Below are 25,736 nucleotides of genomic sequence, written 5' to 3' on the forward strand. Positions count from 1 at the left end.
TCCGCAAGCAGGATTGCGGACGCGCCGTCCTGCCGCCCAGCATCCCCGCAGCATCGTCTCAAAACAACACCAGCAGACCCGGGCGGCATCCGCCACGGCAGCACAGGCGGTTGCATTCCTACCCGGGCGCCACCCAAGGAGGAAGACAGATGAACAGCGAACACGATCACCATCCCGACGCCGCGCAACGCCGGCGCCTGCTCGCCGCCCTGGGCGCCGCCGGCCTCTGTGCCCTGGCGCCGTGGCAGCGCGCCCTGGCGCAGAAGGCCTGGCCCGAACGGCCAATCAACTACGTGGTGCCCTTCCCCCCCGGCGGCCTGACCGACGTGGCCGCGCGCCAGGTCGGCAAGGCCCTGAGCGACGCCGAGCGCTGGAACGTGGTGGTGGAAAACAAGCCTGGCGGCAGCGCCAACATCGGCGCGGCCCACGTCTCGCACGCGGCTCCCGACGGCTACACCTGGCTGGCGATCACGCTATCGCACGCGGCCAACGCCACGCTCTTTGCCGGCAAGGCGGGCTACGACCTGACCCGCGACCTGACGCCGCTGGCGGGACTGGCGTCCTCGCCCATCATGGTGGTGGTCAACGCCAAGAGCGACATCAAGAGCATGGCCGACCTGGCGAAGGCGGCCCGCTCGAAGTCGCTGTCGGCGGGGTCCAGCGGCAACGGCACGCCGCCCCACCTGACGCTGGCGCTCTACCAGAAGCTCACCGGCGTGCCGATGATGCACATCCCCTACAAGGGTGGCGCGCCGTCCCTCACCGATCTGATAGGCGGCCACCTGGACGTGGTGTTCTCCAACTATCCGGAATCGCTTGCGCACGTCAAGAACGGTTCCTTGCGAGCGCTGGCCATCACCACCCGCGAACGCAGCGCCGATCTGCCCGACGTGCCTACCGTGAAGGAGGCCGGCCTGCCCGACCTGATCGTCGAGAACTTCACCGGCGTGCTGGCGCCGGCGGGCACGCCGCCCGAACTGGTGCAACGCATCGGCGACGCCATCGTGCGGCAGGTCTCCCAGCCCGCCATGAAGCAGGCGCTGCTGCAGCTGGGCTTCGTGCCGCAGCCGCGCGGCCCCGCAGAGTTCGGCGCCTACCTGAAATCCGAGGTGGACCGCTGGGCCAAGATCATCCGCGACGCCAACATCCAGATCGCCTGACCAACGTGGAATCCCTGCCCATGCATATCCTCATCTCCGAGTTCATGGACGCGCCCGCGGTCGACGCGCTACGCCAGCGGTTCAACGTGCGGTACGCGCCTGAACTGGTGGAACAGCGCGACGCCCTGCTGGCGGCGGTGGCCGAGGCCGACGGCCTCATCGTGCGCAACCGCAGCAAGGTGGACGCCGCCTTGCTGCAGGCGGCTCCGCGGCTGCGGGCCGTGGGCCGCCTGGGCGTGGGCTTGGACAACATCGACCTGGAGGCCTGCGCCGCGCGCGGCATCGCGGTCATACCCGCCACCGGCGCCAATGCGCGCGCCGTGGCCGAGTACGTCGTCGGCACGGTGCTGATGCTGTTGCGCGGCGCCTATGCGTCGACAGCCGAGGTCGCGGCGGGCGCATGGCCCCGCAACGCGCTCTCGCAGGGCCTGGAAGCGCACGGACGCACACTGGGCATCGTCGGCTTCGGCGGCATCGGCCGGCTGACGGCCCGCCTGGCGCAAGGGCTGGACATGCGCGTGGCCGGCTGCGACGCCGCGCTGCCGCCGGACCATCCCGCCTGGCGGGAAACCGGCGTCACCGCCATGCCGCTGGACGAACTGCTGGCCCAGGCCGATGCCGTCACCCTGCATCTGCCCCTCACGCCCGGCACGCGGCGGCTGCTGGACGCCGGCCGCATCGCGCGCATGCGGCCGGGCGCGGCGCTGATCAACACCTCGCGCGGCGGCATCGTGGACGAAGCCGCGCTGGCCGACGCACTGCGGACGGGCCATTTGCGCGGCGCCGCGCTGGACGTGTTCGAACAGGAACCGCTGCCTGCGGGCAGCCCGCTGGCGGACGCGCCCAACCTGATCCTGACGCCGCACGTCGCCGGACTGACGCAGGAAGCCAACACCCGGGTTTCCGACATGGTGGCCGCCGGTGTGACAATGGCGCTTACGGGCGGCGACCGATGAAGCCACACGGCCCGGCGCCCGCCCTTGAAGAGAAGGATATGGCTCACATCTATCTGGACGAATTGCAACTCCTGGCCGCGGCGGGCCTGGCCGCCGCCGGCGCCAATGCCGCCATGGCGGACAGCACGGCGCGCGCGCTGGTCTTCGCCGAAAGCCAGGGGCTCAGCTCCCATGGCCTGTCGCGCGTACCTTTCTACGCCGGACACCTGCGCGCTGGCCGCGCCATCGGTTCGGCGGTGCCGCGCATCGTGCATGAACGCGGCGGCGCGGCGCTGATCGACGCCGGTTCCGGACTGGCCTTTCCCGCCTGCGCAATGGCGATCGAACAGGCCGGCCTGCGCGCCCGCGAGCATGGCGTGGCCTTCATCGGCGTCGGCAACAGCCACCACTTCGGCGAAGCCGGCTACCACCTCGAAGCCCTGGCCGACCTGGGCATGGTGGGGCTGGCGCTGAGCAACTCGCCCGCCGCCATGCCCGCCTGGGGCGGCAAGCGGCCGCTGTTCGGCACAAACCCCATCGCCGCCGTGTTTCCGCGGCGCGGCGGCGCGCGGCTGGTGATCGATCTGTCGCTATCGCAGGTCGCGCGCGGCAAGCTCATGATCGCGGCCCGCGACAACCAGCCCATTCCGCTGGGCTGGGCGCTGGACGCCAACGGCCAGCCCACCACCGACCCCAAGGCCGGCCTGGCGGGCAGCATGCTGCCCGCGGGCGGCGTCAAGGGCGCGATGCTGGCGCTGATCGTCGAACTGCTGGCTTGCGCGCTGACCGGCTCGCACTTCGGCTTCGAGACCGAGTCCTTCTTCGTCGACGCAGGCGGCCCGGCGCGGCTGGGCCAGGCCTTCATGGCGATCGACCCCGGCGCGCTGGCCGGCAACAACACCTATCTGGACCGTGTCGAAGTCCTGGTCGACGCCATGCTGGAAGACGAGGGCGTGCGTCTGCCGGGCGACCGCCGCCGCAAGCTGCGCGACGAAGCGCTCAAGCATGGCGTGGACATTCCCGACGCGTTGATGGCGCAGTTGCGGGCCATGTCGGGCACGGCGTAGGTCGTTTTCCACGGCACGCGGGGGCACTCGAGCACGACCCTATGCGGCCGGCTCAGTTGTCGCGACAGCGTCGCGACAATTGAGCCCGATCTCAAACTCCGCGGCTGAACCACAGTATTACCGGCGCCAGCAACAGAAACGCCACGGTCGACACCAGCACAGCGCCCGCCGCGGTATCCCCCTGCGTCGTGTAGCGCTTGACGTACATGTAGCTGACCACCGCGCAGGGCATGGCCATCTGCAGGCTGAGCGCGCCGGCCAGCACCGGTTCCAGGTCCAGCGCCCATACCACTGCCAGCCCCGCGCCCAGGCCCACGGCCAGGCGGATGGCGGCGACCTTGGCGCCATCGCGCAGGCCGTTGGACGGAATCAAGGCCAGGGCGTGGCCCAGGCTCAGCAGCATCAGCGGCACCGTCACCGCGCCCAGCATGCGCGAGGTCTCGATCAGCCACGCAGGCACCGGCACATGCATGAGGCGCAGGGCCACGGCGACCAGGGACGCCAGCAGAATCGGACTCTTCCAGCTGCCTTTGGTGTTCACCCCCGGCAACAGGCGCACGGCGACCGTGTGCATGACGAAGGAGCTGACCGCGAAGAACGCGACCGCCACCGACAGGCCTGCGTCGCCAAAAGCCATCTGCGAAATCGGCAGCCCCAGGTTGCCGGCATTGGGGAGGAAGGCCGTGGGCAACAGCGTGCGCACGGGCAGCTTGCATGCCTTCAGCAGCAGCGCGCAGACCAGCGCGCACAGCAGCAGCGCCAGCAGGGTCGCCACCGCCACGTCGGCCAGCGCGCGGTCGTCCAGATGCGTGGTGACGAAGGTGTGGAACACCAGGGCCGGCGTGGTCACCGAGGTCACCAGCATGGTGATGAAAGAGCCGCCGAACGGCAGGTCCCGCTTGCCCCAGTACACCCCTATGCCCGCGCAGAAGAGCAAAGGCAGCATCAGCACGATCGATGAAAAATAGAACTGCACGACGGCGGACATGCGCTTATTCCGTTAGAGATAAGAGGATTGATGCGTGAAGGCATCATCGCTTGCCGCGCGGCCCGTCCGGACGGCAGCATGAGGCAACTCGTCAATCGCCGGGCCCACGCCCCCATTCACCATGTCAGCCACCGCCCACCCCGCCACACCGCCGGCCATGAACCCGGCCACGCCCCCAGCCATGGGTTCAGCCTTGAATCCGGCATCCAGTCCGGCCCAGGCGATCAAGCCCCTGTCGGAGCGCCAGGCCAGTTGCCTGCACTGGGCCGCCCTGGGCAAAACCAGCTGGGAAACCGCCCGCATCCTGGGCGTCAGCGAAAGCACGGTGAATTTCCACCTGTGCAACGCCTGCGAGAAGCTCGGCGTGCGCGGCCGGCGCGCCGCGGTGGTCGCGGCGCTGAGGCTGGGCCTGATCGAACCCGTCACGGCTTGATGACGACGGAACGCAGGAACTCTTGCGCCCGCTCGGCCGGCAGGCTTTCCACGGTGCCGGCCGCCACGGCTTCGATCAGCATGGTATCGGTCACCCAGACCCGGGCCCGCAGCCAGCCCGGCTTGCCCATGGCCTTGCCCTGGACCTCGATGTCCTGCCCGTAGGCAGGCCATTCATTGGGCGGCGGCGACTGCATGTTGGCGTAGAGCGAATGCATCAGCGCCATGCCCAGCGCCTGCTTGGCGGCCGGGTCCTTCGCGATATCGGGCGGCAGCGGCGCCGATCCCACGGCAAAGACCGCCTCGCCCACGGTGGCGCTGGCCAGGGTAAAACGCAAGGTATGGGCGTCCAGCTTCAGGTCGCGGGTATCCGTCGTGACCCGGTCCGGGAACGCCGCGCGGGCGTGCCCGTCGGCCACGTCGACTTCGCGCCAGTTGTAACTGGGCGAGCAGGCCGTGATCAGCAGGGCCAGCGCGGCAATCGCGCCGGCTTTCTTGAACATGAAACGAAACAGCGATGAAATCGTCATTACGGACCTGGACTGTCTATTCATTTCGAGGAAGCCAGAAATTGTCGCCGATTTCAATGACCCCCGCGCCCGACGGCACGCCCTTGGCCAATTATGTCTGGCCAGCCGCGCCCAATGTGCCCCCGCCGATCGCCGGCCCAGGCACTCCCAGTATCTACCTGCTGCACGGACTTAGCGAGCATGCCGGGCGCTACGACCGCCTGGCGCGCTGGCTGAGTGCCCGCGGCTGGACCGTGGGCGCGCACGACCACCGCGGCCATGGCCGTTCCGGCGGCCGACCCGCGACCCTGAGCCACGAGGACGACCTGGTCGTCGATGCGGTGGACCGGCTGCGGGCCTGGACCGCCGCCCACGGACGCCCGCCCATCCTGCTGGGCCACAGCCTGGGCGCCCTGGTCGCGGTGCGAATCGCCCTGCGCCGCATGGTCGAGATCGACGGCCTGGTGCTCAGTTCGCCCCCCTTCGTGGTGCATGTGCCGCCCTGGGTGCGGCGCACGCTGACCTGGATGTCGCTGCATGCGCCCGACTTGCGCGTGCCTCACGGCTTGGCGCCCGCCCGCATCTCCCATGACCCCGCCGTGGTGAAGGCCTACCGCAGCGATCCCCTGGTACGGCGCCAAATGACCGGGCGGCTGGCCCGCTTCGTGGACGAAGGCGGCCGCGAATCCCTGCGCGAGGCCCCGCTGCTGGCCTGTCGTACGCTGCTGATGGTGGCGGGCGACGACTCCATCGTCGCCGCCGAAGGCAGCCGCCAATTCGCCCAGCGCGCGCCCGCCGAACTGCTGACGCTGCGCTGGTACGACACCGCCTGGCACGAGATTTTCAACGAAACCGCCCCCATCGCCGACCCGGTCTACGCCGACCTGGACGAGTGGCTGGCGCGCACCGCCCAGGCATTGTCCCTGTCCCCAGTATTGACTCCCTCGGCACAGGAGGCCGGCACCCCGTAAAATCCGGCGACAGACCCAAACGAGAAGAACCCGTGACTGATACTGCCGCCAACCGCCTCTCCCGCCTGGAGGCCAACCGATCGCTGCTGACCCAGACCCTGCGGGGCATCGAAAAGGAAGGCCTGCGCGTGGACGAGCAAGGCGTCCTGTCCCGCAAGCCGCATCCCGCCGGCCTGGGCTCGGCGCTGACCAACGAACACGTCACCACCGACTATTCCGAATCCCTGCTCGAACTCATCACGGGCACGCACAAGGACGTGGACTCGCTGCTGGCCGAACTGACCAACACCCATCGCCACGTCTACAGCGTGCTGGACCATGAACTGATCTGGAATCAGTCCATGCCCGCCACGCTGCCGTCTGAAGCCGACATTCCCATCGCCTGGTACGGCAAGTCCAACACCGGCATGCTCAAGCACGTGTACCGCCGCGGCCTGGCCGTGCGCTACGGCAAGACCATGCAGTGCATCGCCGGCGTGCACTACAACTTCTCGCTGGCCGAAGACCTGTGGTCCGTGCTGGACACGCAGCCCGGCAGCATCCAGGACCGCCGTTCGCGCGGCTACATCGGCCTGATCCGCAACTTCACGCGCTATTCCTGGCTGCTGATGTACCTGTTCGGCGCCGCGCCGGCGCTGTCCAGCGACTTCCTGCGCGGGCGCGAGCATCCGCTGCAAAAACTGGGCGACAGCACGCTGTACCTGCCCTACGCCACCAGCCTGCGCATGAGCGACCTGGGCTACCAGAACAAGGCACAGTCGCAGCTCAAGCTCTGCTACAACGACCTGGACACGTTCCTGGGCCGCTTGTACGAGGCGGTGACCCAGCCCTGGCCCGATTACCAGAAGATCGGCACCCACCGCGACGGCGAATGGATCCAGCTCAACACCAACGTGCTGCAGATCGAAAACGAGTACTACTCCAGCATCCGCCCCAAGCGCGCCACCGGCCGCTGCGAACGCCCGATCACGGCGCTGGCCGAGCGCGGCGTGCAGTACGTTGAAGTCCGCTGCCTGGACATCGACCCGGACTCGCCGGTCGGCATCGACGCCGCCACCAGCCGCTTCGTCGACGCCTTCCTGCTGTTCTGCACCGCGTCGGACAGCCCCTTCTTCCCTGCCAACGGCTATTGCCAGCGCAGCGCCGACAACTTCTCGGCCGTCGTCAAGGAAGGCCGCAAGCCCGGCCTGATGCTGGACCGCGAAGGCCAGTCCATCGGCCTGGCGCAGTGGGGCCACGAACTGCTGGACCAGATCGCGCCCTACGCCGCGCTGTTCGACTCCGCCCTGGGCGGCAGCGCCTACGCCGAAGCGCTGGCGGCCCAGCGCGCCAAGCTCGACCAGCCCGACTCCACGCCTTCGGCGCGCCTGCTGGCCTCGCTGACCGAGAGCCGCCTGTCGTTCCATGACTATTCGCTGGACCTCAGCCGCAAGCACGCCGATGCGCTGCGCGCGCAGGCCCTGCCCGCCGACCTCGCAGCCGCCTATGAACAGGCCGCCGCGCAGTCCACGGCGGAGCAACAGCGCCTGGAGCAGTCGGACACCGAGGATTTCGATACCTATGTGGCCCGCTACCACGCGGCGCTGAAGGCCCCGCGCAAATAAGGCGTATCGTTAAGGTTTTGATCCGCGCCGGCCGTTTGCTGGCGGCGCGGACCGCTCTGACACCTCAGGAGGTTTTCCCCATGCGCCGCACCGCAACATTCCTGCTGGCCTTGGCCGCCAGCGTGGCGGGGATAGTCCATGCCGCGCCGCCGCCCATGCAGACCGTGGAATCGGTGGACCTGAAGCGCTACGCCGGCATGTGGTACGAGATCGCGAATTTCCCCATGTTCTTCCAGCGCGACTGCGTGGGAGACACCACCGCCGAATACACCGCGCATGCCGACGGCACGGTCGGCGTGAACAACCGCTGCCGCACCAAGGACGGCGACATCGACACCGCATCCGGCACCGCCACGGTGGTGGAAGGCAGCAACAACGCCAAGCTCGAAGTCTCGTTCTTCAAGCCATTCAAGGGCGATTACTGGGTGATAGGCCTGGATCCGGAATACCGCTGGTCGGTGGTCGGCACCCCGGACCGGAAATACCTGTGGATCCTGTCGCGCTCGCCGCAGTTGCCCAAGGAAGAGCTGGACAAGGCCTTGGACGCCGCCAAGGCACAGGGCTACCAGCTGGACGAACTGCGGTACACGCCGCAGAAATAGGATGCGCCGCGGCGCTTACCCTGCGTAATCCCGCGCCAGACGCACCACCGTCACCCCTGGCTTCAGCTGCCGCAACGACGGCATGACCAGCGTACACCGATCGTAAGGCGTCACGATGGGCTGGCCATCGGCCCAACCCAGAATGGAACCGGCCTGCTCGAACGTCTCCAGCCCCGTCCAGGGCTCGGAGAAGCGCAGGTCCATGGACGGCGCGACCACCGCGTCCGTCACTTCCAGCACGCGCTGGTTCGCTGCGTCCGGCATCAGCCAGCCGGCCGGCACATCCCCCGCATCGGCCACGCCCGACTCCACCAGCATGCGCGCCACCATGTCACGCGCTACGTCGCGCGCGGCCAATTCGCCATGGAAGCCGCATTCGATCAGCAAGGCGCAGGCGTCGGCACGGGCGGGATCGCCGAACTGGCCAAAATCGCGCATGCGCACGCCATCCTTGTGCCCTGCGTCCACGATCACGTGCTGCGGCGCCTTCAGGCGGCGCGCCAGCGCGATGTTGCGCGGCAGGACGCCCGTCAGCAGCAGGGGCGCGCCCGGTTCATGCATGGAATGCAGGTCCAGCAACCAGTCCGCGCGCTCCACCCAGGGACGCAGCTCGGCGCCGCGCTTGCGGTCCGGCGTCATGGGATGGTCCAGGCGCTCGGCGCTCCAGACGCGGTTCATGTCCTCGGCAACGAAGCGCGACGCATCGTGGTTGGCGTGGTCGAAACGGTCGAACGCCTCCAGGTTGCAGAACGCCAGCGTCAGGCTGCCGTGGCGCGGGCGCAGGCCCGCGGCCAGCAGGTCCTTCAAGGCCCAGGCGCCGCACAACTCATTGCCATGCACCAGCGCGGACACCATCAGCGCGCGCCCCGGAAGGCCTGAATCGAAATGCCACACGCCAGGAGTGCCGGTGTTGCCGGCGCGCTCGGCGCTCAGGTCGGGTACGGGAAGCTTGAATTCCATGGATATTGTCCGCTGCGGTGCTGGGGTGTTGCGATGGCTGGCTTTCGAATCACTGGGCTTCGATCTTGGCGGCCTTGACCAGCGCGCCGTACTTCTTGGTTTCCTCTGCCTGATAGGCCGCCGGATCCAGGCCTGGCTGCGACAGCACGCCGCCGGCTTCCTGCATCTTGGCGCGGAACTGCTCCGACTTCAGCGTATCGGCCAGCGCGCCGCGCAGCTTGGCGGCCACGGGCTCCGGCAGGCCGGCCGGACCGTAGAGCGCGAACCAAACGCTGATATCCACGCCTTCGAATCCCGGCGTCTCGGCCAGTGCCGGCAGATCCGGCGCCACCGGCGAACGCTTCTTCTCCGTCACGCCCAGCGCCACGATCTTGTCGCCGCGCACTTGCGGCAAGCCCGAGGACAGCACCAGCATCCCGTAGTCCAGCTGGCCGCTCATCAGGTCCGTCACCAGCGGCGCCACGCCGCGGTACGGCACGTGCTCGGCGCGCGTGCCGGTCGACTGGTTGATCATCTCGCCGGCCAGGTGCAGGGTCGTGCCCACGCCGGAAGAACCGTAGTTGAAGCTGCCCGGCGCGGAGGCGCGCAGCTTCTGCAGATACTCGGCGGCGGTCTTCACGCCCGAATTCTTGCTGGCGGCCAGCAGCATGGGCTGCGAGGCGATCACGCCCAGCGGCGAAAAGTCTTTCACGCTGTCGTACTTGACCGCGTTGTTGATCATGCTGGCGATGACCATTTCATTGGTGGAGCCCAGCAGCAGCGTGTAGCCGTCGGGCGTGGCCCGCGCCACGCGCTGCGCGCCGATGGTGCCGCCAGCGCCGCCCACGTTCTCGACCACCACGCTCTGGCCCAGGCGCTTGGCCAGCTCTTCGCCGAACAGGCGCGCGGTCAGGTCCACGCTGCCGCCCGCCGGATAGCCGACCACCAGCGAGATGGCGCGCTCGGGATAATCGGCGTGCGCGGAAGACGCCGCGACGAGCGCGGAGACGGCACAGAGCGCGGCTAGCGTGGCGCGCAACGGATGCAGGACGGATTTCATGTTTTCTCCCTGGGGTGCTGTGGCGGACGGCGGCGCCGTCTCATTTGATATTTCGGGAGCTATTCTCGGACGTACACCAGGGACATCCCGTGCCAAGTCGGCACATGCCGGTGCGGATTCAGCACGCGTGCACCCTGCGCCCAGCGGATTTCAGGCCTTGCGGCTGGCCGTGGCTTCCCAGGCCGCTTCGGCCAGGTCCGCCAGCCGCGCCCGCGAGCGGTACAGCCGCACCTCGAAGGAGATTTCCTCGCTGCGGCCGCCCAGGGCGGCCAGCGCGCCGCGACGGCAATCCGCCGCCACCATGGACCAGGGCAGCCAGGCCACCCCCAGCCCCTTGGCGACCGCGCCATGCGCCGCGTCCAGCGAATCGCTGCGCAGGAACGGCGCCAGGGCATAGGGCGTGGCCTCCAGGCGGTCGCCCACGATGCGCTCCATCGCCAGGCCGCCGGCGTAGGTAATCAATGGCACGGACGGCCCGCCTTCCTGCAGCACGTAGCGCGGCCGGCCACGGGAATCGGCCTGGCTGACGGGCACCAGCTTGTCGGTGCCCAAGGTCATGTAGCGGTAGCGCCCCGGACTCAGCTGCACCGACAGGGCCGGATGCTCGTAGCAGCACAGCAGGTCCACGCGGCCCTGTTCCAGCCGGGCCGCCATGTCCTGCATCATGCCGGTGGACAGCTCGACCTGCGTGCCCTCGGTCAGCACTTTGGGCGTCCGGTGGCGCAGGCGCGCGATCCAGTCCGCCACCAGCGTGCGGGCCAGGCTGCGGCCGGTGGCGATGCGCAGCACGGCCTCGCCGCCCGCGCCGAAGCTGCGGATGCGGTGGCGCACCTGCCCCATCTGCTCCACCACCTGGGTCGCCGTCTTGAGCAGAGCCTCGCCTTCGGCGGTCAGGACCACGGGCAGGCGCTGGCGCTCGATCAGCGGCGCGCCAGCCCAGGCCTCCAGCGCGCGGATGCGCCGGCCGAAAGCCGGATGCGTGACGTGGCGCAGCTCGGCCGCGCGCACGAAGCTGCCGGTCTGCGCCAGGGCAATCAGGTCTTCAAGAAGTTTCAGGTCGGCCATGGGCGTCAAGCTTACGCCATCGGCCGGCGCGTCACCGGGCGCCCAGCCCCATCATCGCCAGGGTGGCGCGGGTCAGGTCGCTGTCCGGATCTTCCAGTTCATTGACCAGGTCGAAGTGGTTGCAGTGCGGCGTCGGGATGCGGGTGGACGCCAGGCCCGCGGCATTCCAGGCGGCTTCGTATGCCGCCGTCTGGTTCTTGAAGCCCTGGGTCTCCAGCCCGCCCACCGCCAGCAGCATCGGACCCGCGCGTTCCGGCAGATGGAAGATCGGGCTTTGATGCGCCGCCTGCTCGGGCGTCAACTGCAACCAGGTGTTCGGCAGGACGTCGCACAGCGGCCGCAAATCGAACAGCCCGCTAAGCGCCAGCGTGCCCTTGATCACGTCGTCCGGCACGCCATACCGCGCCGGCCAGCCGGGCGCGACCAGCATGCCGGCCAGATGGCCGCCCGCCGAGCTGCCGCTGACGTAGATCCGTTCAGGGTCCACGCCATAGGCCGCCACGTTGCGGTACAGCCAGGCCACGGCGGAGCGCACCTCGCGCACCACTTCGCCCAGGGTAGCCTCGGGCACCAGCGTGTATTCCAGCGTCGCCACGGCGGCGCCTGCGGCATTGAAGGCTCCGGCCATCACGGGCGCATCTTCCTTGCGCTGCGCGCGCCAGTAGCCGCCGTGGATGAACACGAACAGCGGCGCCGGCGCCTGCGAGGCGGCAGGCAAGAAGAGATCCAGCCTTTCGTCCTGGCCCATGCCGTAATGCAGGTCCAGCACGCCGGGACGACGCGTGCGCACCCGGGCCGAGGACTCGGCATAGCGACGCACGCAGGCGTCGAAATCCGGCACCGATTCGCGCGCGTTGTACTGGACCTCGCGCTCGGCGATGGTGGGGAAGAAGAGGTCGATGTCGGAGTTATGCATGCCTGGCCTGCGAGTGGGGCTGCGATTGGGGCTGGGAAATGATGCGTTCGATGAACTGCGCGGTCTTGCGATAGTGCGCGGCCAGCATGGCGACCGAGCCTTCCACGTCGCGCGAAATGGCGGCGTCCAGCAGCTGGCGGTGTTCGTCGTCGACGCTGCGCTCCGGCCCGTAGGCGGTTGCGCCGGCGCGCGCCGGACGCCGATAGCGTTCAGTCTGCGCATAGAGCTGGGTGGACAGGTCCAGCAGCCAGTGGGAACGGCAGGCGCCAATCAGCGCGTGGTGGAACTCCAGGTGCCGCGCCTCCAGCAGCTCGTCCAACTCTTCCGAAGGCTGGGCGGCGGCCTCGGCGCGCTGCGCGGCCAGGGTCAGCGCATGGTACGCGCCGACCAGCCGCGTTTCCCAGGCGTCGTCGGCGTTGGCCAGCGAGCGGCGCAGCGCATCGCAATCGATCAGGATGCGGGTTTCACAGGCGTCCCACATTTCCTCGACCGACAAGGGCGCGATGCTGAAGCCGCGCGAGGTGGTGCTGATGACCATGCGTTCGCTGCGCAGGCGGTTGAGGGCTTCGCGGATGGGGGAAAAGCTGCTGCCGTAGCGCTGCTTCAGCAATTCCAGCCGCAAGGACTGGCCCGGCGCGAAGGCGCCGCGCATGATGTCGCGCCGCAGCAGGCGGTAGACCTGCTCCGACAGCGTGATTTCCTCCACGCCCGCGCTCCCGTCCGATCCGGGATCGTCCTGGCGGGAAGCTTTGATTCTAGGCTTCAAGATGGTCTCCAGATGTCAGCGGCCGGGGCGCGGATCCGCGCGCAGGCGGCCCATTCTACCTGCGCCCAACCGGCCGGCAGCGGCGTGTATCCGTCCCCGGCTGCCGAGCCGTGATCCACGCTCCATGGCCTGCTCATATGCCCAGGTAACGCTGCGCCAGCTCGGGCTGGGCGGACAGTTCCGCGGGCTGCCCCGACCAGGCCACCCGCCCCTTGTCGACGATGTAGTGGCGGTCCACCAGCGTCGCCATTTCAGGCAGGTTCTTGTCGATGACCAGGATGGTCTGGCCTTCGCCCTTGAGCGCCCGCAGGCAGCGCCAGATCTCCTGCCGGATCAGCGGCGCCAGCCCCTCGGTCGCTTCGTCCAGGATCAGGAGCTTGGGATTGGTCATGAGCGCGCGGCCCACCACCAGCATCTGCTGCTCGCCGCCGGACAGGGTCCGCGACGACTGTCCGCGCCGTTCCTTCAGGCGCGGGAACAGCGTGTAGACGCGTTCCAGGTCCCATCCGCCCGGCGCGGCACGCGAGGTCGCGACCAGGTTCTCCTGCACCGTCAAGGATCCGAACACCCTCCGGCCTTCCGGCACCAGCCCCACGCCCAGCCGCGCCACGCTGCTGGGCGCGGCGCGGCCCAGCGTGCGGCCGCGGAACTGCACCGCGCCGCCGGTGGCGGGCAGCATGCCCATCAGGGTCTTGATCGTGGTGGTCTTGCCCATGCCGTTGCGCCCGATCAGCGAGATCACCTCGCCCTCGCTGGCCTCGAACGACATGCCGAACAGCACCTTGCTGGAGCCGTAGCCGCCGGTCAGCCCTTCAACCTTCAACATGTTCTTCTCCCAGATAGGCGGCGCGCACCTCCGGATGGCGGCGCACCTCCTCGGGCGAGCCGCTGAACACCACCCGGCCGTAGACCAGCACGCTGATGCGGTCGGCCAGCGCGAAGACCGCGTCCATGTCGTGTTCCACCAGCAGGATGCCGTAGTCGCCCTTCATGCCTTGCAAGAGCCGCGTCATGCGCGCCGATTCCTCGGGTCCCATGCCGGCCATGGGCTCGTCCAGCAGCAACAGGCGCGGCGCGCGCGCCAGCGCCACCGCCAGTTCCAGCTGCCGCTTCTCGCCGTGCGCCAGGTCGGCCGAACGCACGTGGCGGCGGTCCTCCAGCCCCACGTGCGTCAGCCACTGCATGGCCTCGGTCTTCAACGCGGCGTCATGGCGCGGGTTGGACCAGGCCTGGAAGGCGCGTCCGCTCTTGAGCATGCGCGACAGGATCACGTTCTCCAGCGCGGTGTACTCCTGGCACAGCTCGGTGATCTGGAACGAACGTCCCAGCCCCAGGCGGGCGCGCTCAAAGGCGCGCAGCGCGGTTACGTCCTGTCCGTCCAGATGGATGGTGCCGGAGTCCGGCCGGATCTCGCCGCAGATCTGCGCGATCAGGGTGGACTTGCCCGCGCCGTTGGGGCCGATGATGGCGTGAATCTCGCCGGCGCGCACGTCCAGGTCCACGCCATTGGTCGCGACCACCGCGTCGAAGGCCTTGCGCAGCTGCGTCAGGCGCAACAGGCTGGCGCTTGCATCAGTCGGCATGGCGCGTCTCCAGCAACTTGCCGAACAGGCCCTTCTCGCCCCACAGCACCACCAGCACCAGGATGGGTCCCATGTACAGCAGCCAATGCTCGGTCAAGGACGACAGCATCTGCTCCAGCCCCAGGAACACCGCCGCGCCCGCGATCGGCCCCAGCAAGGTGCCCACCCCGCCCAGGATCACGATGGCCATGAGTTCGCCGGACTTGGTCCAGGCCGCCATGTCCGGCGTCACCAGCCCGGCATAGTTGGCCCACAACACCCCGGCCAGGCCCGTGCCCATCGCCGACAGCACGAAGGCGCTGAGCCGGTATGGCGTGGGCGCCACGCCCAGGTTGATGGAACGCCGCTCGCTCTGGCGCAGCGCCTGCAGCACCATGCCGAAACGCGAGTTGGTCACGCGGATGCACAGCAGCGTCCAGAGCGTCAGCAGCGCCAGGCACACATAGTAGAAAACCATGGGGCTTTCCAGATTGATGCCCGGCAGCTCATTGCGCTGCGGAATCATCAGGCCGTCGTCGCCGCCGTAGAACTGCAACGACACCAGCACGAAGTACACCATCTGGCCGAACGCCAGCGTGATCATGATGAACTGCACGCCGCGCGTGCGCAGCGCCAGATAGCCGAACAGCCAGCCGGCCAGCGCGCACACGATGAGCGCTATCGGCCACACCACCAGCGCCGCGTTGCTGCCGGCCCAGCCGAAGATCGGGCCGGCCTCGGCCGTGTGGAAGGCGATGATGCCCACCGCGTAGCCACCCAGCCCGAAGAACATGGCGTGGCCGAAACTGACCATGGCGCCGTAGCCGATCACCAGGTCCAGGCTGACCGCGGCCAGGCCGTAGATCAAAAAGCGCGTCACCACGCCGATCAGAAAGGGCGAGCCCGATGCCAGCGCCGCGGCCGGCAGCAGGATCAGCACCGCCAGGCCGCCCAGGCCCCAGCGGGCGCGGTTCGTAAGTGTGTATGCCATCTTCATCCTCGCGCCGGGAACAGCCCGCCCGGCTTGGCGATCAGCACGATCGCCATCAACACATAGATGCTGGCCGACGCCATGCCCGCGGCCAGCGGGTCCGCCGTGGCCGGCGAAAACATGGTCGACAGCAGCTGCGGCAGGAACGCGCGCCCCAGGCTGTCCACCATGCCCACCAGCAGGGCGCCGGCCAAGGCCCCGCGCACCGAACCGACTCCGCCGATCACGATGACCACGAAGGTGGTGATCAGGATGCGTTCGCCCATGCCGATTTCCACCGCCAGCAGCGGCGCGGCCATCACGCCGGCCAGCCCGCACAGCAGGGCGCCCAGGCCGAACACCAGCGTGTAGAGCTTGCGGATGTCTATGCCCAGCGCGTCGACCATCTCGCGGTCGTCGGCGCCGGCGCGGATCAGCATGCCGATGCGCGTGCGGTTGACCAGCCACCACAGGCCCACCGCCACCAGCGCGCCGATCGCGATGAAGGACAGGCGGATCAGCGGATACTGGAATCCAGGCGCCAGCGTCACCGCGCCTTCCAGGAAGCTGGGAATGCCCACCAGCGGCGGGCGCCGGCCGAAGATCAGGCTGACCGCTTCGTTGGAGAACAGCAGCAGGCCGAAGGTGGCCAGGACCTGGTACAGGTGATCCCGCTTGTACAGCTTGCGTATCACCAGCACTTCGACCGAAATGCCGTACAGGCCCGCCCCCAGCAGCGCCGCCAGCACGCCCGCGAGGAACGAGCCGGTGGTGCCGATGGCGTACGCAGCGCAGTACGCCCCCACCATGTAGAACGAGCCGTGCGTCAGGTTGACCACCCCCATGATGCCGAAGATCAGCGTCAGTCCGGCCGCCAGCATGAACAGCATGGCGCCGAACTGCAGCCCGTTGAGCAGCTGTTCAAACAGGAGCGTCATGACGGCATCTTGCAGAATTGCGCGTAAGCGTCCTTGTCATCGGACACCAGCTTGCGGACCAGGTGCGGCGACAGGCTGCCGTCGGTGCCCTTCTCGATGCGCATCAGATAAAGATCCTGGATCGGATGCTGGTTGGTGTTCATGCTGAATTTGCCGCGCAGCGACGTGAACTCGGGCTGGCGCAGCGCGGCGCGGAATTCCGCCGCCTTGGACAGGTCGCCGCCGGTGGCCTTGAGGCCCGCGCCGATCAACTGCGCGGTGTCGTAGGCCTGCATGGCGTAGTCCGTCGGCACGCGGCCGTAGGCTTCCTTGAACGCCTGCACGAAGGCTTTCGATTGTGCGTTGTCGAAGTCCTGCGACCAGATGCCGGTGATGTAGGCGCCGGCCGAGGCGTCGCCCGTGGCCTTGATCATGCGCGCGTCCATCGAGAAGCTGGGCATCAGCATCGGGATGCTCTTGTTCAGCCCGGCCGCCGCATATTGCTTGACGAAGTTGATGCCCGTGCCGCCCGGATGGAACTGGTAGATGGCGTCGGGAGCCAGCGAGCGCAGGCGCGCCAATTCCACCGAGAAGTCCGATTGGTCCAGCTTGGTGTAGATCTCGGCCACCACCTCGCCCTTGTAGGTGCGCTTGAAGCCTTCGATGGCATCGCGGCCCGCCTGGTAGTTGGGCGCCAGCAGCACGACCTTCTTATAGCCCAGTTCGTTGGCCGCTACGCCGCCAGCCGTGTGGAAGGCGTCGTTCTGGTAGGACGCGACGAAGTAATTGGGATCGCACTTTTCGCCCGCGAAATTCGACGGGCCAGGATTCAGGCTGACGTAGAACGCGCCCGACTTCACCACGCTGGGCACCACCGCCGCCAACACGTTGGAGAAGTTCACGCCGGTATAGAGCTTGACGCCCGATTGCAGCAGGCGGTCGGCCGCCTGCTTGGCGTTGGCGGGCTTCAGGCCGTCGTCCTCGATCACCAGCTGCACCGGCACGCCGCCCAGCTTGCCGCCGCCCTGCTTGATGGCCAGGTTGAAGGCATCGCGCTCGTCTTCGCCGATGTAGCCCGCCGGCGTGGACAAGGTGGCGATGAAGCCGATCTTGACCGGTTCCGCGGCCTGAGCCGCCCCCATGGACGCCGCGGCGCCCAGCGCGACGGACAACGCGCCGCCCAGTATCTGTTTCTTGATCATGTTTTCCCCTTGGAGACTGCGTTGCCCGCCGCCCCGGCGGCTGGGTGTTTTAAACGGCCACCACCGGATGGCGCAGCGTGCCGATGCCTTCCACGCAAGCCACCACCACGTCGCCCGGCCACAGCCATTCCTGCGGCTTGCGGCCCGCGCCCACGCCCTCCGGTGTGCCGGTGGCGATGATGTCGCCCGGCTCCAGCGTGATGCCCGCGCTGATGTCCGATATCAGGAACGGCACCTTGAACAGCATGTGGCGCGTGTTGGAGCCTTGCTTCTTCTCGCCGTTGACCGTCAGCCACAGGTCCAGCACCTGCGGATCCGGAATCTCGTCGGCGGTCACGATGCAGGGGCCGAAGGGCGCGTAGGTGTCCTGGCCCTTGGAATAGATCCACTGGCCGGCGCGGCGGCAATCGCGCGCGCTCATGTCCAGCATGACGCTGTAGCCGAATACGTAGGAGAGCGCATCGGCCTCGGCCACGCGCGAAGCGCGGCGGCCCATGATGACGGCCAGCTCCACTTCCCAATCCAGCTGTTGCGTGATCTTGGCGTTGTGCTCGATGGCATCGCCCGGGCCGATGACGGTGGTGGGCGGCTTGGAGAAGATCACCGGCTGCTTGGGCAGGTCGGCCGAGGTATCCAGCGTGCGGCTGGATTCCGCCACATGCTCCACGTAGTTCAGGCCGATGCCGAAGATGTTCTTGCGCGGGCGCGGGATCGGCGCCAGCAGCTTGACGTTTTCCTGCGGCAGCGCGCTGCCCACGGGCCAATTGCCGCGATAGGCCTCCATCAGCTTGCTGGCCTGCGCCACGGCCACGGGGCCCAGGTCGATGAAGGCCAGCATATCGTCGGGCAGGTCCACGCCGCCGGCGCGGCCCAGCAGGGCCAGGTCGATCACATAGCCTTCGGCCAGCGCGCCCAGTCGGGCAGCGGCGGTGGGATGAGCGCGAAAAGTCACCAAGCGCATAGGAACTCCATAGATTCAGGACGAGTTGAGTCAGGCGCGCGGACAGCGCCCGCGCGGCGGATAAAAATTCGATAGGGAACGGGCAGCGCTAGATCAGCACTTGGTGGCCGTCGTTTTCCTTGACCGCTTCTTCGCGGTAGAGCGCCAGCGCGCGCATTACGGGCAGGTCGTTGAAGCTGAACAGACAGGCGTCGTCGTTGGACGAGAGATTGACGTGTTCGTGGATGGCCCAGGAAGGCACGCAGAAGATGTCGCGCTCGGTCCAGTCGTAGCGCTTGCCGTCGATGATGGAGTAGCCGCTGCCCTTGGCCACCTGGTAGATGAAGCTGCCGGTGTGGCGATGGGCCTGGGTGTGCTCGCCGGGCCGCAGCAGCTGCATGCTGGCGCCGATGGTGGGCATGACCGGACCGCCCGTGGCGGGATTGACGTATTCGAGCAGGATGCCGTCGTAGGGACTGCCGGCGGTGGTGCGCGCATAGCGGCGCAGCGCCTCGTAAGTCGGCTCCCATTCGTACTTGAAGAGCGGCGAATACGGCTTGGTCCAACCGGACACCTGAGGCCGTAGCGCCGCGTTGGCCCAGGCGGCGGTGGTGTCGTCCACCGGATAGGTTACGGTCTGGTTCAAGTCGGGATGCACGGCGTAGAAGCCGGCTTCCATCGCATTCACCAGCGGAATGTCCAGGCCGTCCTGCCAGATGCAGGTGGTGCCGTCCTCGGCCACGCCATGCTCGTGCCAGGTGCCGTTGGGGGTCAGCACGAAATCGTTCGCGCCCAGCGTCATCTTGTGGCCGTCGACCACGGTGAACGCGCCCCGCCCTTCCATGATGAAGCGCAGCGCCGAATGCGAGTGCTTGTGGGCGGAAGCCAGCTCACCCGGCTTCATCACCTGCAAGCCCGAATACAGCCAGCCCACGGCGGCGGCCACGTCGCGCCGGCCCGGGTTGTTCAGATAGATCACGCGGCGGCCGGCCTCTTCGGGCGAAACCAGCTCGGCGGAGCGCAGCACGTGGCCGCGCAGGTCCTGGTAGCGCCACACCACCGGCACCGAGGCCGAACGCGGCGCCCAGGGCTCGATCTTGTTCGCCACCGTCCAGAGGGCGCCGGTTTCCAGGCGCGCCAGCTCCTGGTAATAGGCGATCAGCTCGGGCGAGTCGGCCACATTGGCGCGGCCTATGGTCTCCTCGCGGTACGCGTCATAGCGGTTCGCTTCCATCCCTTGCCTCTTTTTATAAAAATATAAATATTTTCGAAAATAATAGAGGTGAGTCGCAAATCGGGCAACGAGCGCGCGCTAGGTGTTTTCCCAGGGCGATTGAAAATTATTGGCGCGACGTCAAACAATACTGTACAAAAACACAGTACAACGTGATACATTTCGCTCGCCTAAAAACTGTCGTCCAGGAGAACCCTGTGTCCGAAGCTGCCCATCTCGTCCAGTACATCGTCGTTCCCTACCGCGCCGCCGCCAATGGCGTCGCCCCTGGCGAGATCCGTCCCGCCAGCAGCGAGTTCGGCGCCATACGCATCGCAAACTCCATGGCCTCCAAGTTCGCGGGCGTCGCCGCCTACGAAGTGCTGATCGACAAGGAAACCGGCGACATGGAATCGCCGCGCATCCTCATGCAGATCGGAACCGTGCCGGCGCTGGACGATTGAACACAATGCGCCGCCGGGCCGCACGCCGCCCGGCTCACCGTCACTCGTCCTCATCGCGGAAGCCGGGCTATAGATTTTCCTTGGTCGGTATGAACTTTTATTAGCTTCACCGGTGAACAGCAATGCGGCAGGATTCATGCCTTCGAGCGGTCTTCCTTCCCATTCTTCCCACCAAGAAGCAGCATGATTCGCCGACTTCCCTTGCGGTGCTCCGCCATGGCCGGGCTCTTGTCCGTTGCTTGCGCCCTGCTGCCTGCGGCGCGGGCGGCCGAGCCCTCCGACTGGCCCACCAGGCCCGTGACGCTGGTCGTGCCTTTTCCTCCTGGCGGAGGCAATGACGCCGTTGCGCGCCAGATCGCGGGTCCCACCGGCCAGGCGCTGGGACAACCGCTGGTCATCGACAATCGGCCGGGAGCCGGAGGCACCATAGGCTCCGCGGCCGTCGCCCGGGCCCGCCCCGATGGCCATACGCTGCTGCTCTGCTCCACCAGCAGCCTGGTCGTGGCTACGGCGCTCTACCCCGACCTGCCGTATCGCGTCGACGATCTGGTCCCCGTCGTCCACATTGCCAATACGCCCATGATATGGGTCGCCGATCCCGGCGCGCCCGCTTCCAGTCTCAAGGAATTCATCGCGGCGGCGAAGCAGGCTCCCGGCAAATACAGCTTCGCCTCGGGCGGCAGGAACACCATGCCCCACCTCGCCGGCTTGGCGGTCAAAACCCGCCATGGCCTGGACATGCTGCATGTGCCTTACCGCGGCTCCACGCCCGCTTATGGGGATCTCGCCACGGGGCGAGTGAACCTGATGATGGACAGCATTGTTTCGGCGCTGCCCTTTGTCGAGTCTGGCCGCGTCAAGGGACTGGCCGTCAGCATGGCTCAGCGCATGCCCCAGCTTCCGTCCGTACCGACTTTGGCCGAACAGGGCCTGGACGACTTGAACTTCATGGGCTGGGTCGGCATTTGCGCGCCGCGCGATACGCCGCCCGAGATCGCCGCCAAGGTCGCCCGCAGCGTGCAACGGGCCTTGGCCGAACCGGGGCTATTGGAAACTCTCGCCAGGCAGATTGTGGAATCGGTAGGCGCAGGCCCCGAAGCGTTTGCGCGGACAATCGCGCACGATGCCCTGGTGTGGCGGCAGATCATCGCGGCGTCTCGCGCAGAACAAGATTGACGCCGCGCGGCCACTGAATCCATGACCGGTTCGTCATTCCGCAAGCGATGGATCTTTCAACAAACCGTTCGAAACCTGCCACGCAACCTCGCAGATGCACTCGGCCATGGCGGCGCGCAGCGGAATCGAGGGCTGATCGATGTACGAAGCAAAGTAGGTCTGGTTCGGAAACGGCCTGGAGAACGGGATCGGCAACAGCTTGCCCGAATCGAGTTCATCGCGAATGAGTTCGATCGGCACGACCGCGTATCCGGCGCCCGCGCGAACCAGGCGCAACATGACCGAAAACGACCTCACCACGATCAGCTTGAAGCCTTGCATCTGGGGCGCTGCAAAGTACGTGGCGATAGCGGAATACGCCAGCGAATCCACCGGATAGCACAACAGAGGCAACTGCTTCAACCGGTCCAGCGACGGTTCGATATCGCCGGCCATCAGGCTGGGACTGCAGACCCAGATGTACTCCAGTTCGAGCAGCTTCCGGTTGATCACGGTCGGCTCTTCGATGCTGCCCAACAGCAGCCCTATGTCGAGCTGCCCCTCAAGCAGTTGCTGGCGGATGTCGGTGCTGGTCAGCGACTGCAAATGCACCGTGACGTTGGGCCATTGCCTGGCCAGCGTCGCGACCATGGGTTCGAGGATCGCTTGCGCGACTGTCCCGCTAAGGCCGATGCTGATCTGGGAAAGTCTGGCGTCGGTGGTCGCGAACCTGCCGGTGAATGCTCTTGCATGAGCCAGCAGTTCTTCCGCAGGCTCGAGCATTTCCAAGCCGACGGGCGTCAAACTCAGTTGCTTGCCTTTTTCCCGCACAAATACTCTGACCCCCAGCTCTTCCTCGAAGGCCGCTATGCGAGCCGAGACGGCCGCCTGCGAAGCGTGGAGTTCTTCCGCGGCCAATGTCATTTTCTTGAGCCTCGCGGCGCGGACAAAAGTTTCGAGAAACCGGAGATTCATGCGTGGATATCCTAAGCCTGAGACACAACCCAGTCCGCAGCTTGCGCCAGGACGATCCCGGTCCGACCCGGGACGGATGGTCAGAATCTAAAAGGGGACTGGGCTTCCATTGCTGCGATGCAGCACATCACGCTACCGGATTGCCGAGCGAGGGCTGAATCAGGAAGAAATGGAAGGGCCTTTAACCCCTTTTTTCTTCACGGCTCGCAGACGCTGGTACTGGCCTGCAGGCCTGAATGCAAAGCGGGAGACGAGGCTCCCGCTCATAATCCCAAGCGATTGATTTTAACGAATTTTCTTAGTTTTACGCAGTAAAAGCCCCTATCAAAACTTCGTGTTTTTCCGGCGTGCTCTGATCTTGTGACACTGCGCCAATCGAACTGAGACTATAAAATTTGATAGGTGCAATACTCCGCATGCTTCGGTGCAACAAAATTCCACGTTATTGCTATTGCTCCACCGTGCTTATGCTGCGTGGGATCATGTATTTACCTGCGCGTGCCCGCATGGTTTCCCAGGCCAGCCAAGCGGGAATCGTTGTCCCGATATTTAATAATCGGCAATAAAAAAACGCGGCCGATATTCCAAATTCATCACGCGCACAGGCAAGCAAACGTATCCAGAACCGGCGTCTGCCGTTGCCCAAACCCTGCTCCGCGTAGCGCTGATGGACCTGCTAAGTCAGCGCGATGCCGCCGTCGACGCGCAGATTGACCCCAGTAATGAAACTGCTGTCATCCGACGCCAGAAACAACGCGGCGCGGGCGAGCTCGGACGACTGGGCCAGCCGTCCGAGCGGAATCAACGAGGCCATGCCCTGCTCGAACGCGGGGCGATGCGCTTCGGCCACGCCGAGCTTTTCCAGAATCGGCGTATCGGTAGGGCCTGGGCTCAGTACATTGACGCGAATTCTCCTGGACTTGAATTCCAGCGCCCAAGCACGCGCAAAGGCTTCGACGGCCGCCTTGGAGCCGGCGTAGACCGCATGGTTTTCCAGCACCTTGGCGCTGGCGATGGAACTTGTGACGATGATGGAGCCGCCGTCGCGCATCAGCGGCAGGACGCCGGTGACGCCGAAGAAGACAGCACGCGTGTTGGTGCCAAACTGCGCGTCATAGCTGCCTACGCTCACGGCCGCAGAGGGTTCGATGTTGTTCATCCCGGCGTTGGCCATGTAGATGTCGACCGCGCCGAACCGTTCCCGGACCTCCGCCGCCAGCGCGGCGTGCGTGGCCAGGTCGGCAACGTCTCCCACCACGCCGAAGGCAGCGGCGCCAAGTCGCGCCACCGCCGCGTCGACGGCCTGCCGCCTGCGTCCGAGGATCGCGACGCGCGCCCCTTCGGCGATAAACGCTTCGGCCGCGGCGTAGCCGATGCCGCTATTGCCGCCGGTGACGACGGCGGTCTTTCCCAGTAGTTTGCCCATGATTTTCCTTCGCGGAGATGGACGCCAGGCGACACGGCATGACGCGTCGTCTGGCATACGCGCGTATCGACGCGCTCAGAAATCCCAGATGACCGGTACCCAGCGAAACGCATCGCCGTCGACCGCCACGCGGCCCACCGAGGGAAACGACAAGTGCGCTGCAACCAGCAGCCCGCGGTTCCGTGCCAGCTCCTGGAACAGGCCGATACGGACGCGGGCCGATTCCTCGGGGTCGTGTTCGAAGCCGTTTTGCCATTCGGGATGGTCGAATGCGACCGGGAACATCGCATCGCCGGCAAACGTCAACCGCTCGCCGCCCGAGACCAGATCGACCACGCTATGACCCGGCGTATGGCCGCCGGTCATGCGCACAATGACGCCCGGCGCCACCTCATGCCGGTCCTCGAAGAGACGCAGCTGGTCGCGGTACTCGTTGTAAAAACTGGTGGCAGTCGACTTCAGCACCGCGGGCACCGGCTTGGGCATGACGGTGTGCGAGAAATCCGGCGAGGTCCAGAACGCCACTTCGGTCGCGCACACATGGATGCGCACGTCGGGACGCAAGCGTTCCTTGACGCCCGGCACGAGCAGCCCGCCCACGTGATCCATGTGCATGTGGGTGATGATCACGTCGGTCACGGATTCCAGCGCGATGCCCGCGGACTCCAACCGCTGGGGGAACATTCCGGCGCGCGGAAAGCCTGCGAACTGCCCGCCCAGTCCCGCATCGATGAGGATGGTCTGATCGCCACTGCGGGCCACCATCACGTTCAGCGGCCAGTCGAACGCGTCGGGAGGCATGAACATGTGCTCCAGCCACGCCGCGAGATCGGCGGGGTCGGCATTGGTGGCCATCGTTGACGTTGGCAGCGGCAGCACGCCGTCGCTCACGACCAGGGCGTCGATGTCGCCGATCTGCACCGCGTAGCGCGACGGGACCAGATCGAGGGATTCGGTATTTTCTATGGCAAACATGGCGGTATCTCCAGAAAGGTGCGTCGCTCAGGCGGTAGCGCGAATGAAGGCGAGCAGGTCGGCGTTGATGCGGTCCTGCATGGTGGCGGTGAGGCCGTGCGGCGCGCCGGGGTAATAGATTTCCTTGGCGTTTTTCACCAGGCGCGCGGCTTTCTTCGCCGCATCGTGCACTGGCACGATCTGGTCGTCTTCGCCGTGCATGAACAGGGTCGGCACGTCGATCTTCTTCAGGTCCTCGGTGAAGTCGGTCTCGGAAAACGCCTTGACGCATTCGTAGGCGTTCTTCTGGCCGCTTTGCATGCTCCACAGCCAGAACTGGTCCAGCATGCCTTGCGAGACCTTGGCGTCGGGACGGTTGGCGCCATAGAAGGGGATGGCCAGCTCCTTGTAGAACTGCGAGCGGTCGCCCGCCACGCCGGCGCGAATGCCGTCGAAGACCTCGAGCGGCAAGCCTTCGGGATTGGCGGCGGACTTCAGCATCACTGGCGGCACCGCGCCGATGAGCACCGCGCGGGCCACGCGCTTGCTGCCGTGGCGGCCGATGTAGCGCGCCACTTCGCCGCCGCCGGTGGAATGGCCCACCATGGTGATGTGCTTCAGGTCCAGCGCCTCGATCAGTTGCGCCAGGTCATCGGCGTAGCCATTCATGTCATTGCCGGACGACGGCTGCGACGAACGTCCGTGGCCGCGGCGGTCGTGCGCGATGACGCGAAAGCCATTGTTCGCCAAGTAGTGCATCTGCCCGTCCCAGGCGTCCGCGTTCAGCGGCCAGCCGTGAGAGAACGTGACGACGGGACCGTCGCCCCAGTCCTTGAAGTAGATCTGCGTACCGTCGTTGGTGGTGAAGGTATTGCGGGTCATGGTCGTGCTCCGGTTGAGTGGCGCGATGCTTTGCGTCGGGAAGTGGGTGAAGGCATGGTAGG

The 25,736-nt window shown here is 66.8% G+C and carries 27 protein-coding genes; 9 read left to right on the forward strand and 18 right to left on the reverse strand.

The features are described from left to right. The first annotated feature begins 149 nt into the window (after positions 1 to 149). From AC6LKD_RS10725 to AC6LKD_RS10735, 3 genes are read left to right on the forward strand one after another with little or no spacing between them, the layout of a single operon-like run. A complete protein-coding gene (locus AC6LKD_RS10725) occupies positions 150 to 1,160 on the forward strand; it encodes a Bug family tripartite tricarboxylate transporter substrate binding protein (protein WP_207468916.1) in 1,011 nt (336 codons plus the stop codon). A 20-nt stretch (positions 1,161 to 1,180) separates the two neighbouring features. Then, positions 1,181 to 2,116, forward strand: coding sequence for a hydroxyacid dehydrogenase (locus AC6LKD_RS10730; protein WP_498116180.1), 936 nt, complete (start codon positions 1,181 to 1,183; stop codon positions 2,114 to 2,116). A 38-nt stretch (positions 2,117 to 2,154) separates the two neighbouring features. Further along, positions 2,155 to 3,162, forward strand: coding sequence for an Ldh family oxidoreductase (locus AC6LKD_RS10735; RefSeq protein WP_498116181.1), 1,008 nt, complete (start codon positions 2,155 to 2,157; stop codon positions 3,160 to 3,162). A 91-nt stretch (positions 3,163 to 3,253) separates the two neighbouring features. Here AC6LKD_RS10735 and AC6LKD_RS10740 read toward each other — a convergent pair whose 3' ends face one another. Then, a complete protein-coding gene (locus AC6LKD_RS10740) occupies positions 3,254 to 4,150 on the reverse strand; it encodes an AEC family transporter (RefSeq protein ID WP_013391224.1) in 897 nt (298 codons plus the stop codon). Between the two features lie 181 nt (positions 4,151 to 4,331). On the opposite strand from AC6LKD_RS10740, the gene AC6LKD_RS10745 reads away from it, so the two are divergent. Next, complete coding sequence (locus AC6LKD_RS10745) at positions 4,332 to 4,583, forward strand: helix-turn-helix domain-containing protein (RefSeq protein WP_498116218.1); 252 nt, start codon at positions 4,332 to 4,334, stop codon at positions 4,581 to 4,583. Here AC6LKD_RS10745 and AC6LKD_RS10750 read toward each other — a convergent pair. Next, positions 4,573 to 5,112, reverse strand: coding sequence for a hypothetical protein (locus tag AC6LKD_RS10750; protein WP_013391222.1), 540 nt, complete (start codon positions 5,110 to 5,112; stop codon positions 4,573 to 4,575). The genes AC6LKD_RS10745 and AC6LKD_RS10750 overlap by 11 nt on opposite strands. Before the next feature lie 56 nt (positions 5,113 to 5,168). Between AC6LKD_RS10750 and AC6LKD_RS10755 the strand changes: the two genes are divergently transcribed. From AC6LKD_RS10755 to AC6LKD_RS10765, 3 genes are all read left to right on the forward strand, one after another. Beyond that, the gene (locus AC6LKD_RS10755) at positions 5,169 to 6,062 is read left to right on the forward strand and encodes an alpha/beta hydrolase (protein ID WP_013391221.1); all 894 of its coding nucleotides are present in this window, start codon (positions 5,169 to 5,171) and stop codon (positions 6,060 to 6,062) included. A gap of 32 nt (positions 6,063 to 6,094) precedes the next feature. After that, positions 6,095 to 7,666, forward strand: a complete 1,572-nt coding sequence (gene gshA, locus AC6LKD_RS10760; RefSeq protein ID WP_013391220.1) for a glutamate--cysteine ligase — start codon at positions 6,095 to 6,097, stop codon at positions 7,664 to 7,666. 80 nt (positions 7,667 to 7,746) lie between these two features. After that, on the forward strand, positions 7,747 to 8,268 hold the full coding sequence (locus AC6LKD_RS10765) for a lipocalin family protein (RefSeq protein ID WP_013391219.1): 522 nt from the start codon (positions 7,747 to 7,749) through the stop codon (positions 8,266 to 8,268). Between the two features lie 15 nt (positions 8,269 to 8,283). On the opposite strand, the gene AC6LKD_RS10770 is transcribed toward AC6LKD_RS10765, so the two are convergent. From AC6LKD_RS10770 to AC6LKD_RS10825, 12 genes are all read right to left on the reverse strand, one after another. Then, positions 8,284 to 9,228 carry a M14 family metallopeptidase gene (locus AC6LKD_RS10770; RefSeq protein ID WP_498116182.1) on the reverse strand — a complete coding sequence of 315 codons (945 nt, stop codon included), beginning with the start codon at positions 9,226 to 9,228 and terminating at the stop codon, positions 8,284 to 8,286. Positions 9,229 to 9,277: 49 nt separating this feature from the next. Beyond that, on the reverse strand, positions 9,278 to 10,267 hold the full coding sequence (locus AC6LKD_RS10775; protein ID WP_498116183.1) for a Bug family tripartite tricarboxylate transporter substrate binding protein: 990 nt from the start codon (positions 10,265 to 10,267) through the stop codon (positions 9,278 to 9,280). A 150-nt stretch (positions 10,268 to 10,417) separates the two neighbouring features. Then, positions 10,418 to 11,332, reverse strand: coding sequence for a LysR family transcriptional regulator (locus tag AC6LKD_RS10780; protein WP_013391216.1), 915 nt, complete (start codon positions 11,330 to 11,332; stop codon positions 10,418 to 10,420). A gap of 31 nt (positions 11,333 to 11,363) precedes the next feature. After that, complete coding sequence (locus AC6LKD_RS10785) at positions 11,364 to 12,248, reverse strand: alpha/beta hydrolase (protein ID WP_498116185.1); 885 nt, start codon at positions 12,246 to 12,248, stop codon at positions 11,364 to 11,366. Beyond that, the gene (locus AC6LKD_RS10790; RefSeq protein WP_498116187.1) at positions 12,241 to 13,014 is read right to left on the reverse strand and encodes a GntR family transcriptional regulator; all 774 of its coding nucleotides are present in this window, start codon (positions 13,012 to 13,014) and stop codon (positions 12,241 to 12,243) included. The genes AC6LKD_RS10785 and AC6LKD_RS10790 overlap by 8 nt, the downstream gene beginning before the upstream one ends. A gap of 133 nt (positions 13,015 to 13,147) precedes the next feature. Further along, entirely contained in the window at positions 13,148 to 13,840 is a 693-nt protein-coding gene (locus AC6LKD_RS10795; RefSeq protein ID WP_013391213.1) for an ABC transporter ATP-binding protein, read from the reverse strand. Next, on the reverse strand, positions 13,827 to 14,597 hold the full coding sequence (locus AC6LKD_RS10800; protein ID WP_013391212.1) for an ABC transporter ATP-binding protein: 771 nt from the start codon (positions 14,595 to 14,597) through the stop codon (positions 13,827 to 13,829). Before AC6LKD_RS10800 ends, AC6LKD_RS10795 begins: the two co-directional genes overlap by 14 nt. Then, the gene (locus AC6LKD_RS10805) at positions 14,587 to 15,573 is read right to left on the reverse strand and encodes a branched-chain amino acid ABC transporter permease (protein ID WP_498116188.1); all 987 of its coding nucleotides are present in this window, start codon (positions 15,571 to 15,573) and stop codon (positions 14,587 to 14,589) included. Before AC6LKD_RS10805 ends, AC6LKD_RS10800 begins: the two co-directional genes overlap by 11 nt. Continuing rightward, positions 15,570 to 16,484, reverse strand: coding sequence for a branched-chain amino acid ABC transporter permease (locus tag AC6LKD_RS10810; RefSeq protein ID WP_013391210.1), 915 nt, complete (start codon positions 16,482 to 16,484; stop codon positions 15,570 to 15,572). Before AC6LKD_RS10810 ends, AC6LKD_RS10805 begins: the two co-directional genes overlap by 4 nt. Beyond that, positions 16,481 to 17,665: an ABC transporter substrate-binding protein gene (locus AC6LKD_RS10815; protein ID WP_013391209.1), complete on the reverse strand. Its 1,185-nt coding sequence runs from the start codon at positions 17,663 to 17,665 to the stop codon at positions 16,481 to 16,483. Before AC6LKD_RS10815 ends, AC6LKD_RS10810 begins: the two co-directional genes overlap by 4 nt. 49 nt (positions 17,666 to 17,714) lie before the next feature. Then, positions 17,715 to 18,626 (reverse strand): fumarylacetoacetate hydrolase family protein, encoded by a 912-nt coding sequence (locus tag AC6LKD_RS10820; RefSeq protein WP_013391208.1) that lies wholly within the window; start codon positions 18,624 to 18,626, stop codon positions 17,715 to 17,717. 88 nt (positions 18,627 to 18,714) lie between these two features. Continuing rightward, on the reverse strand, positions 18,715 to 19,839 hold the full coding sequence (locus AC6LKD_RS10825; protein ID WP_498116189.1) for a cupin domain-containing protein: 1,125 nt from the start codon (positions 19,837 to 19,839) through the stop codon (positions 18,715 to 18,717). 197 nt (positions 19,840 to 20,036) lie between these two features. Between AC6LKD_RS10825 and AC6LKD_RS10830 the strand changes: the two genes are divergently transcribed. Further along, entirely contained in the window at positions 20,037 to 20,282 is a 246-nt protein-coding gene (locus AC6LKD_RS10830) for a hypothetical protein (RefSeq protein ID WP_013391206.1), read from the forward strand. A gap of 216 nt (positions 20,283 to 20,498) precedes the next feature. Then, on the forward strand, positions 20,499 to 21,458 hold the full coding sequence (locus AC6LKD_RS10835; RefSeq protein WP_498116190.1) for a Bug family tripartite tricarboxylate transporter substrate binding protein: 960 nt from the start codon (positions 20,499 to 20,501) through the stop codon (positions 21,456 to 21,458). A gap of 33 nt (positions 21,459 to 21,491) precedes the next feature. Here AC6LKD_RS10835 and AC6LKD_RS10840 read toward each other — a convergent pair whose 3' ends face one another. The 4 genes from AC6LKD_RS10840 to AC6LKD_RS10855 form a co-directional block, all read right to left on the reverse strand. Then, the gene (locus AC6LKD_RS10840; RefSeq protein ID WP_498116191.1) at positions 21,492 to 22,412 is read right to left on the reverse strand and encodes a LysR family transcriptional regulator; all 921 of its coding nucleotides are present in this window, start codon (positions 22,410 to 22,412) and stop codon (positions 21,492 to 21,494) included. 676 nt (positions 22,413 to 23,088) lie between these two features. Continuing rightward, complete coding sequence (locus tag AC6LKD_RS10845; RefSeq protein WP_498116192.1) at positions 23,089 to 23,838, reverse strand: SDR family NAD(P)-dependent oxidoreductase; 750 nt, start codon at positions 23,836 to 23,838, stop codon at positions 23,089 to 23,091. 75 nt (positions 23,839 to 23,913) lie between these two features. Further along, complete coding sequence (locus tag AC6LKD_RS10850) at positions 23,914 to 24,813, reverse strand: MBL fold metallo-hydrolase (protein ID WP_498116193.1); 900 nt, start codon at positions 24,811 to 24,813, stop codon at positions 23,914 to 23,916. Between the two features lie 27 nt (positions 24,814 to 24,840). After that, a complete protein-coding gene (locus tag AC6LKD_RS10855) occupies positions 24,841 to 25,674 on the reverse strand; it encodes an alpha/beta fold hydrolase (protein ID WP_492275910.1) in 834 nt (277 codons plus the stop codon). Positions 25,675 to 25,736: the final 62 nt, after the last annotated feature.

This window comes from Achromobacter sp. D7-1, assembly GCF_059760445.1.

Excerpts from the sequence above, each read along its gene's own strand:
- AC6LKD_RS10770 (WP_498116182.1), bottom strand. The coding sequence starts at position 9,228 with ATGGAATTCAAGCTTCCCGTACCCGACCTGAGCGCCGAGCGCGCCGGC.
- AC6LKD_RS10735 (WP_498116181.1), top strand. The coding sequence starts at position 2,155 with ATGGCTCACATCTATCTGGACGAATTGCAACTCCTGGCCGCGGCGGGC.
- AC6LKD_RS10740 (WP_013391224.1), bottom strand. The coding sequence starts at position 4,150 with ATGTCCGCCGTCGTGCAGTTCTATTTTTCATCGATCGTGCTGATGCTG.
- AC6LKD_RS10855 (WP_492275910.1), bottom strand. The coding sequence starts at position 25,674 with ATGACCCGCAATACCTTCACCACCAACGACGGTACGCAGATCTACTTC.
- AC6LKD_RS10780 (WP_013391216.1), bottom strand. The coding sequence starts at position 11,332 with ATGGCCGACCTGAAACTTCTTGAAGACCTGATTGCCCTGGCGCAGACC.
- AC6LKD_RS10725 (WP_207468916.1), top strand. The coding sequence starts at position 150 with ATGAACAGCGAACACGATCACCATCCCGACGCCGCGCAACGCCGGCGC.
- AC6LKD_RS10810 (WP_013391210.1), bottom strand. The coding sequence starts at position 16,484 with ATGACGCTCCTGTTTGAACAGCTGCTCAACGGGCTGCAGTTCGGCGCC.
- AC6LKD_RS10795 (WP_013391213.1), bottom strand. The coding sequence starts at position 13,840 with ATGTTGAAGGTTGAAGGGCTGACCGGCGGCTACGGCTCCAGCAAGGTG.
- AC6LKD_RS10825 (WP_498116189.1), bottom strand. The coding sequence starts at position 19,839 with ATGGAAGCGAACCGCTATGACGCGTACCGCGAGGAGACCATAGGCCGC.
- AC6LKD_RS10835 (WP_498116190.1), top strand. The coding sequence starts at position 20,499 with ATGGCCGGGCTCTTGTCCGTTGCTTGCGCCCTGCTGCCTGCGGCGCGG.
- AC6LKD_RS10815 (WP_013391209.1), bottom strand. The coding sequence starts at position 17,665 with ATGATCAAGAAACAGATACTGGGCGGCGCGTTGTCCGTCGCGCTGGGC.
- AC6LKD_RS10775 (WP_498116183.1), bottom strand. The coding sequence starts at position 10,267 with ATGAAATCCGTCCTGCATCCGTTGCGCGCCACGCTAGCCGCGCTCTGT.
- AC6LKD_RS10800 (WP_013391212.1), bottom strand. The coding sequence starts at position 14,597 with ATGCCGACTGATGCAAGCGCCAGCCTGTTGCGCCTGACGCAGCTGCGC.
- AC6LKD_RS10765 (WP_013391219.1), top strand. The coding sequence starts at position 7,747 with ATGCGCCGCACCGCAACATTCCTGCTGGCCTTGGCCGCCAGCGTGGCG.
- AC6LKD_RS10785 (WP_498116185.1), bottom strand. The coding sequence starts at position 12,248 with ATGCATAACTCCGACATCGACCTCTTCTTCCCCACCATCGCCGAGCGC.
- AC6LKD_RS10755 (WP_013391221.1), top strand. The coding sequence starts at position 5,169 with ATGACCCCCGCGCCCGACGGCACGCCCTTGGCCAATTATGTCTGGCCA.
- AC6LKD_RS10820 (WP_013391208.1), bottom strand. The coding sequence starts at position 18,626 with ATGCGCTTGGTGACTTTTCGCGCTCATCCCACCGCCGCTGCCCGACTG.
- AC6LKD_RS10840 (WP_498116191.1), bottom strand. The coding sequence starts at position 22,412 with ATGAATCTCCGGTTTCTCGAAACTTTTGTCCGCGCCGCGAGGCTCAAG.
- AC6LKD_RS10845 (WP_498116192.1), bottom strand. The coding sequence starts at position 23,838 with ATGGGCAAACTACTGGGAAAGACCGCCGTCGTCACCGGCGGCAATAGC.
- AC6LKD_RS10805 (WP_498116188.1), bottom strand. The coding sequence starts at position 15,573 with ATGAAGATGGCATACACACTTACGAACCGCGCCCGCTGGGGCCTGGGC.
- AC6LKD_RS10730 (WP_498116180.1), top strand. The coding sequence starts at position 1,181 with ATGCATATCCTCATCTCCGAGTTCATGGACGCGCCCGCGGTCGACGCG.
- AC6LKD_RS10850 (WP_498116193.1), bottom strand. The coding sequence starts at position 24,813 with ATGTTTGCCATAGAAAATACCGAATCCCTCGATCTGGTCCCGTCGCGC.
- AC6LKD_RS10745 (WP_498116218.1), top strand. The coding sequence starts at position 4,332 with ATGGGTTCAGCCTTGAATCCGGCATCCAGTCCGGCCCAGGCGATCAAG.
- AC6LKD_RS10750 (WP_013391222.1), bottom strand. The coding sequence starts at position 5,112 with ATGACGATTTCATCGCTGTTTCGTTTCATGTTCAAGAAAGCCGGCGCG.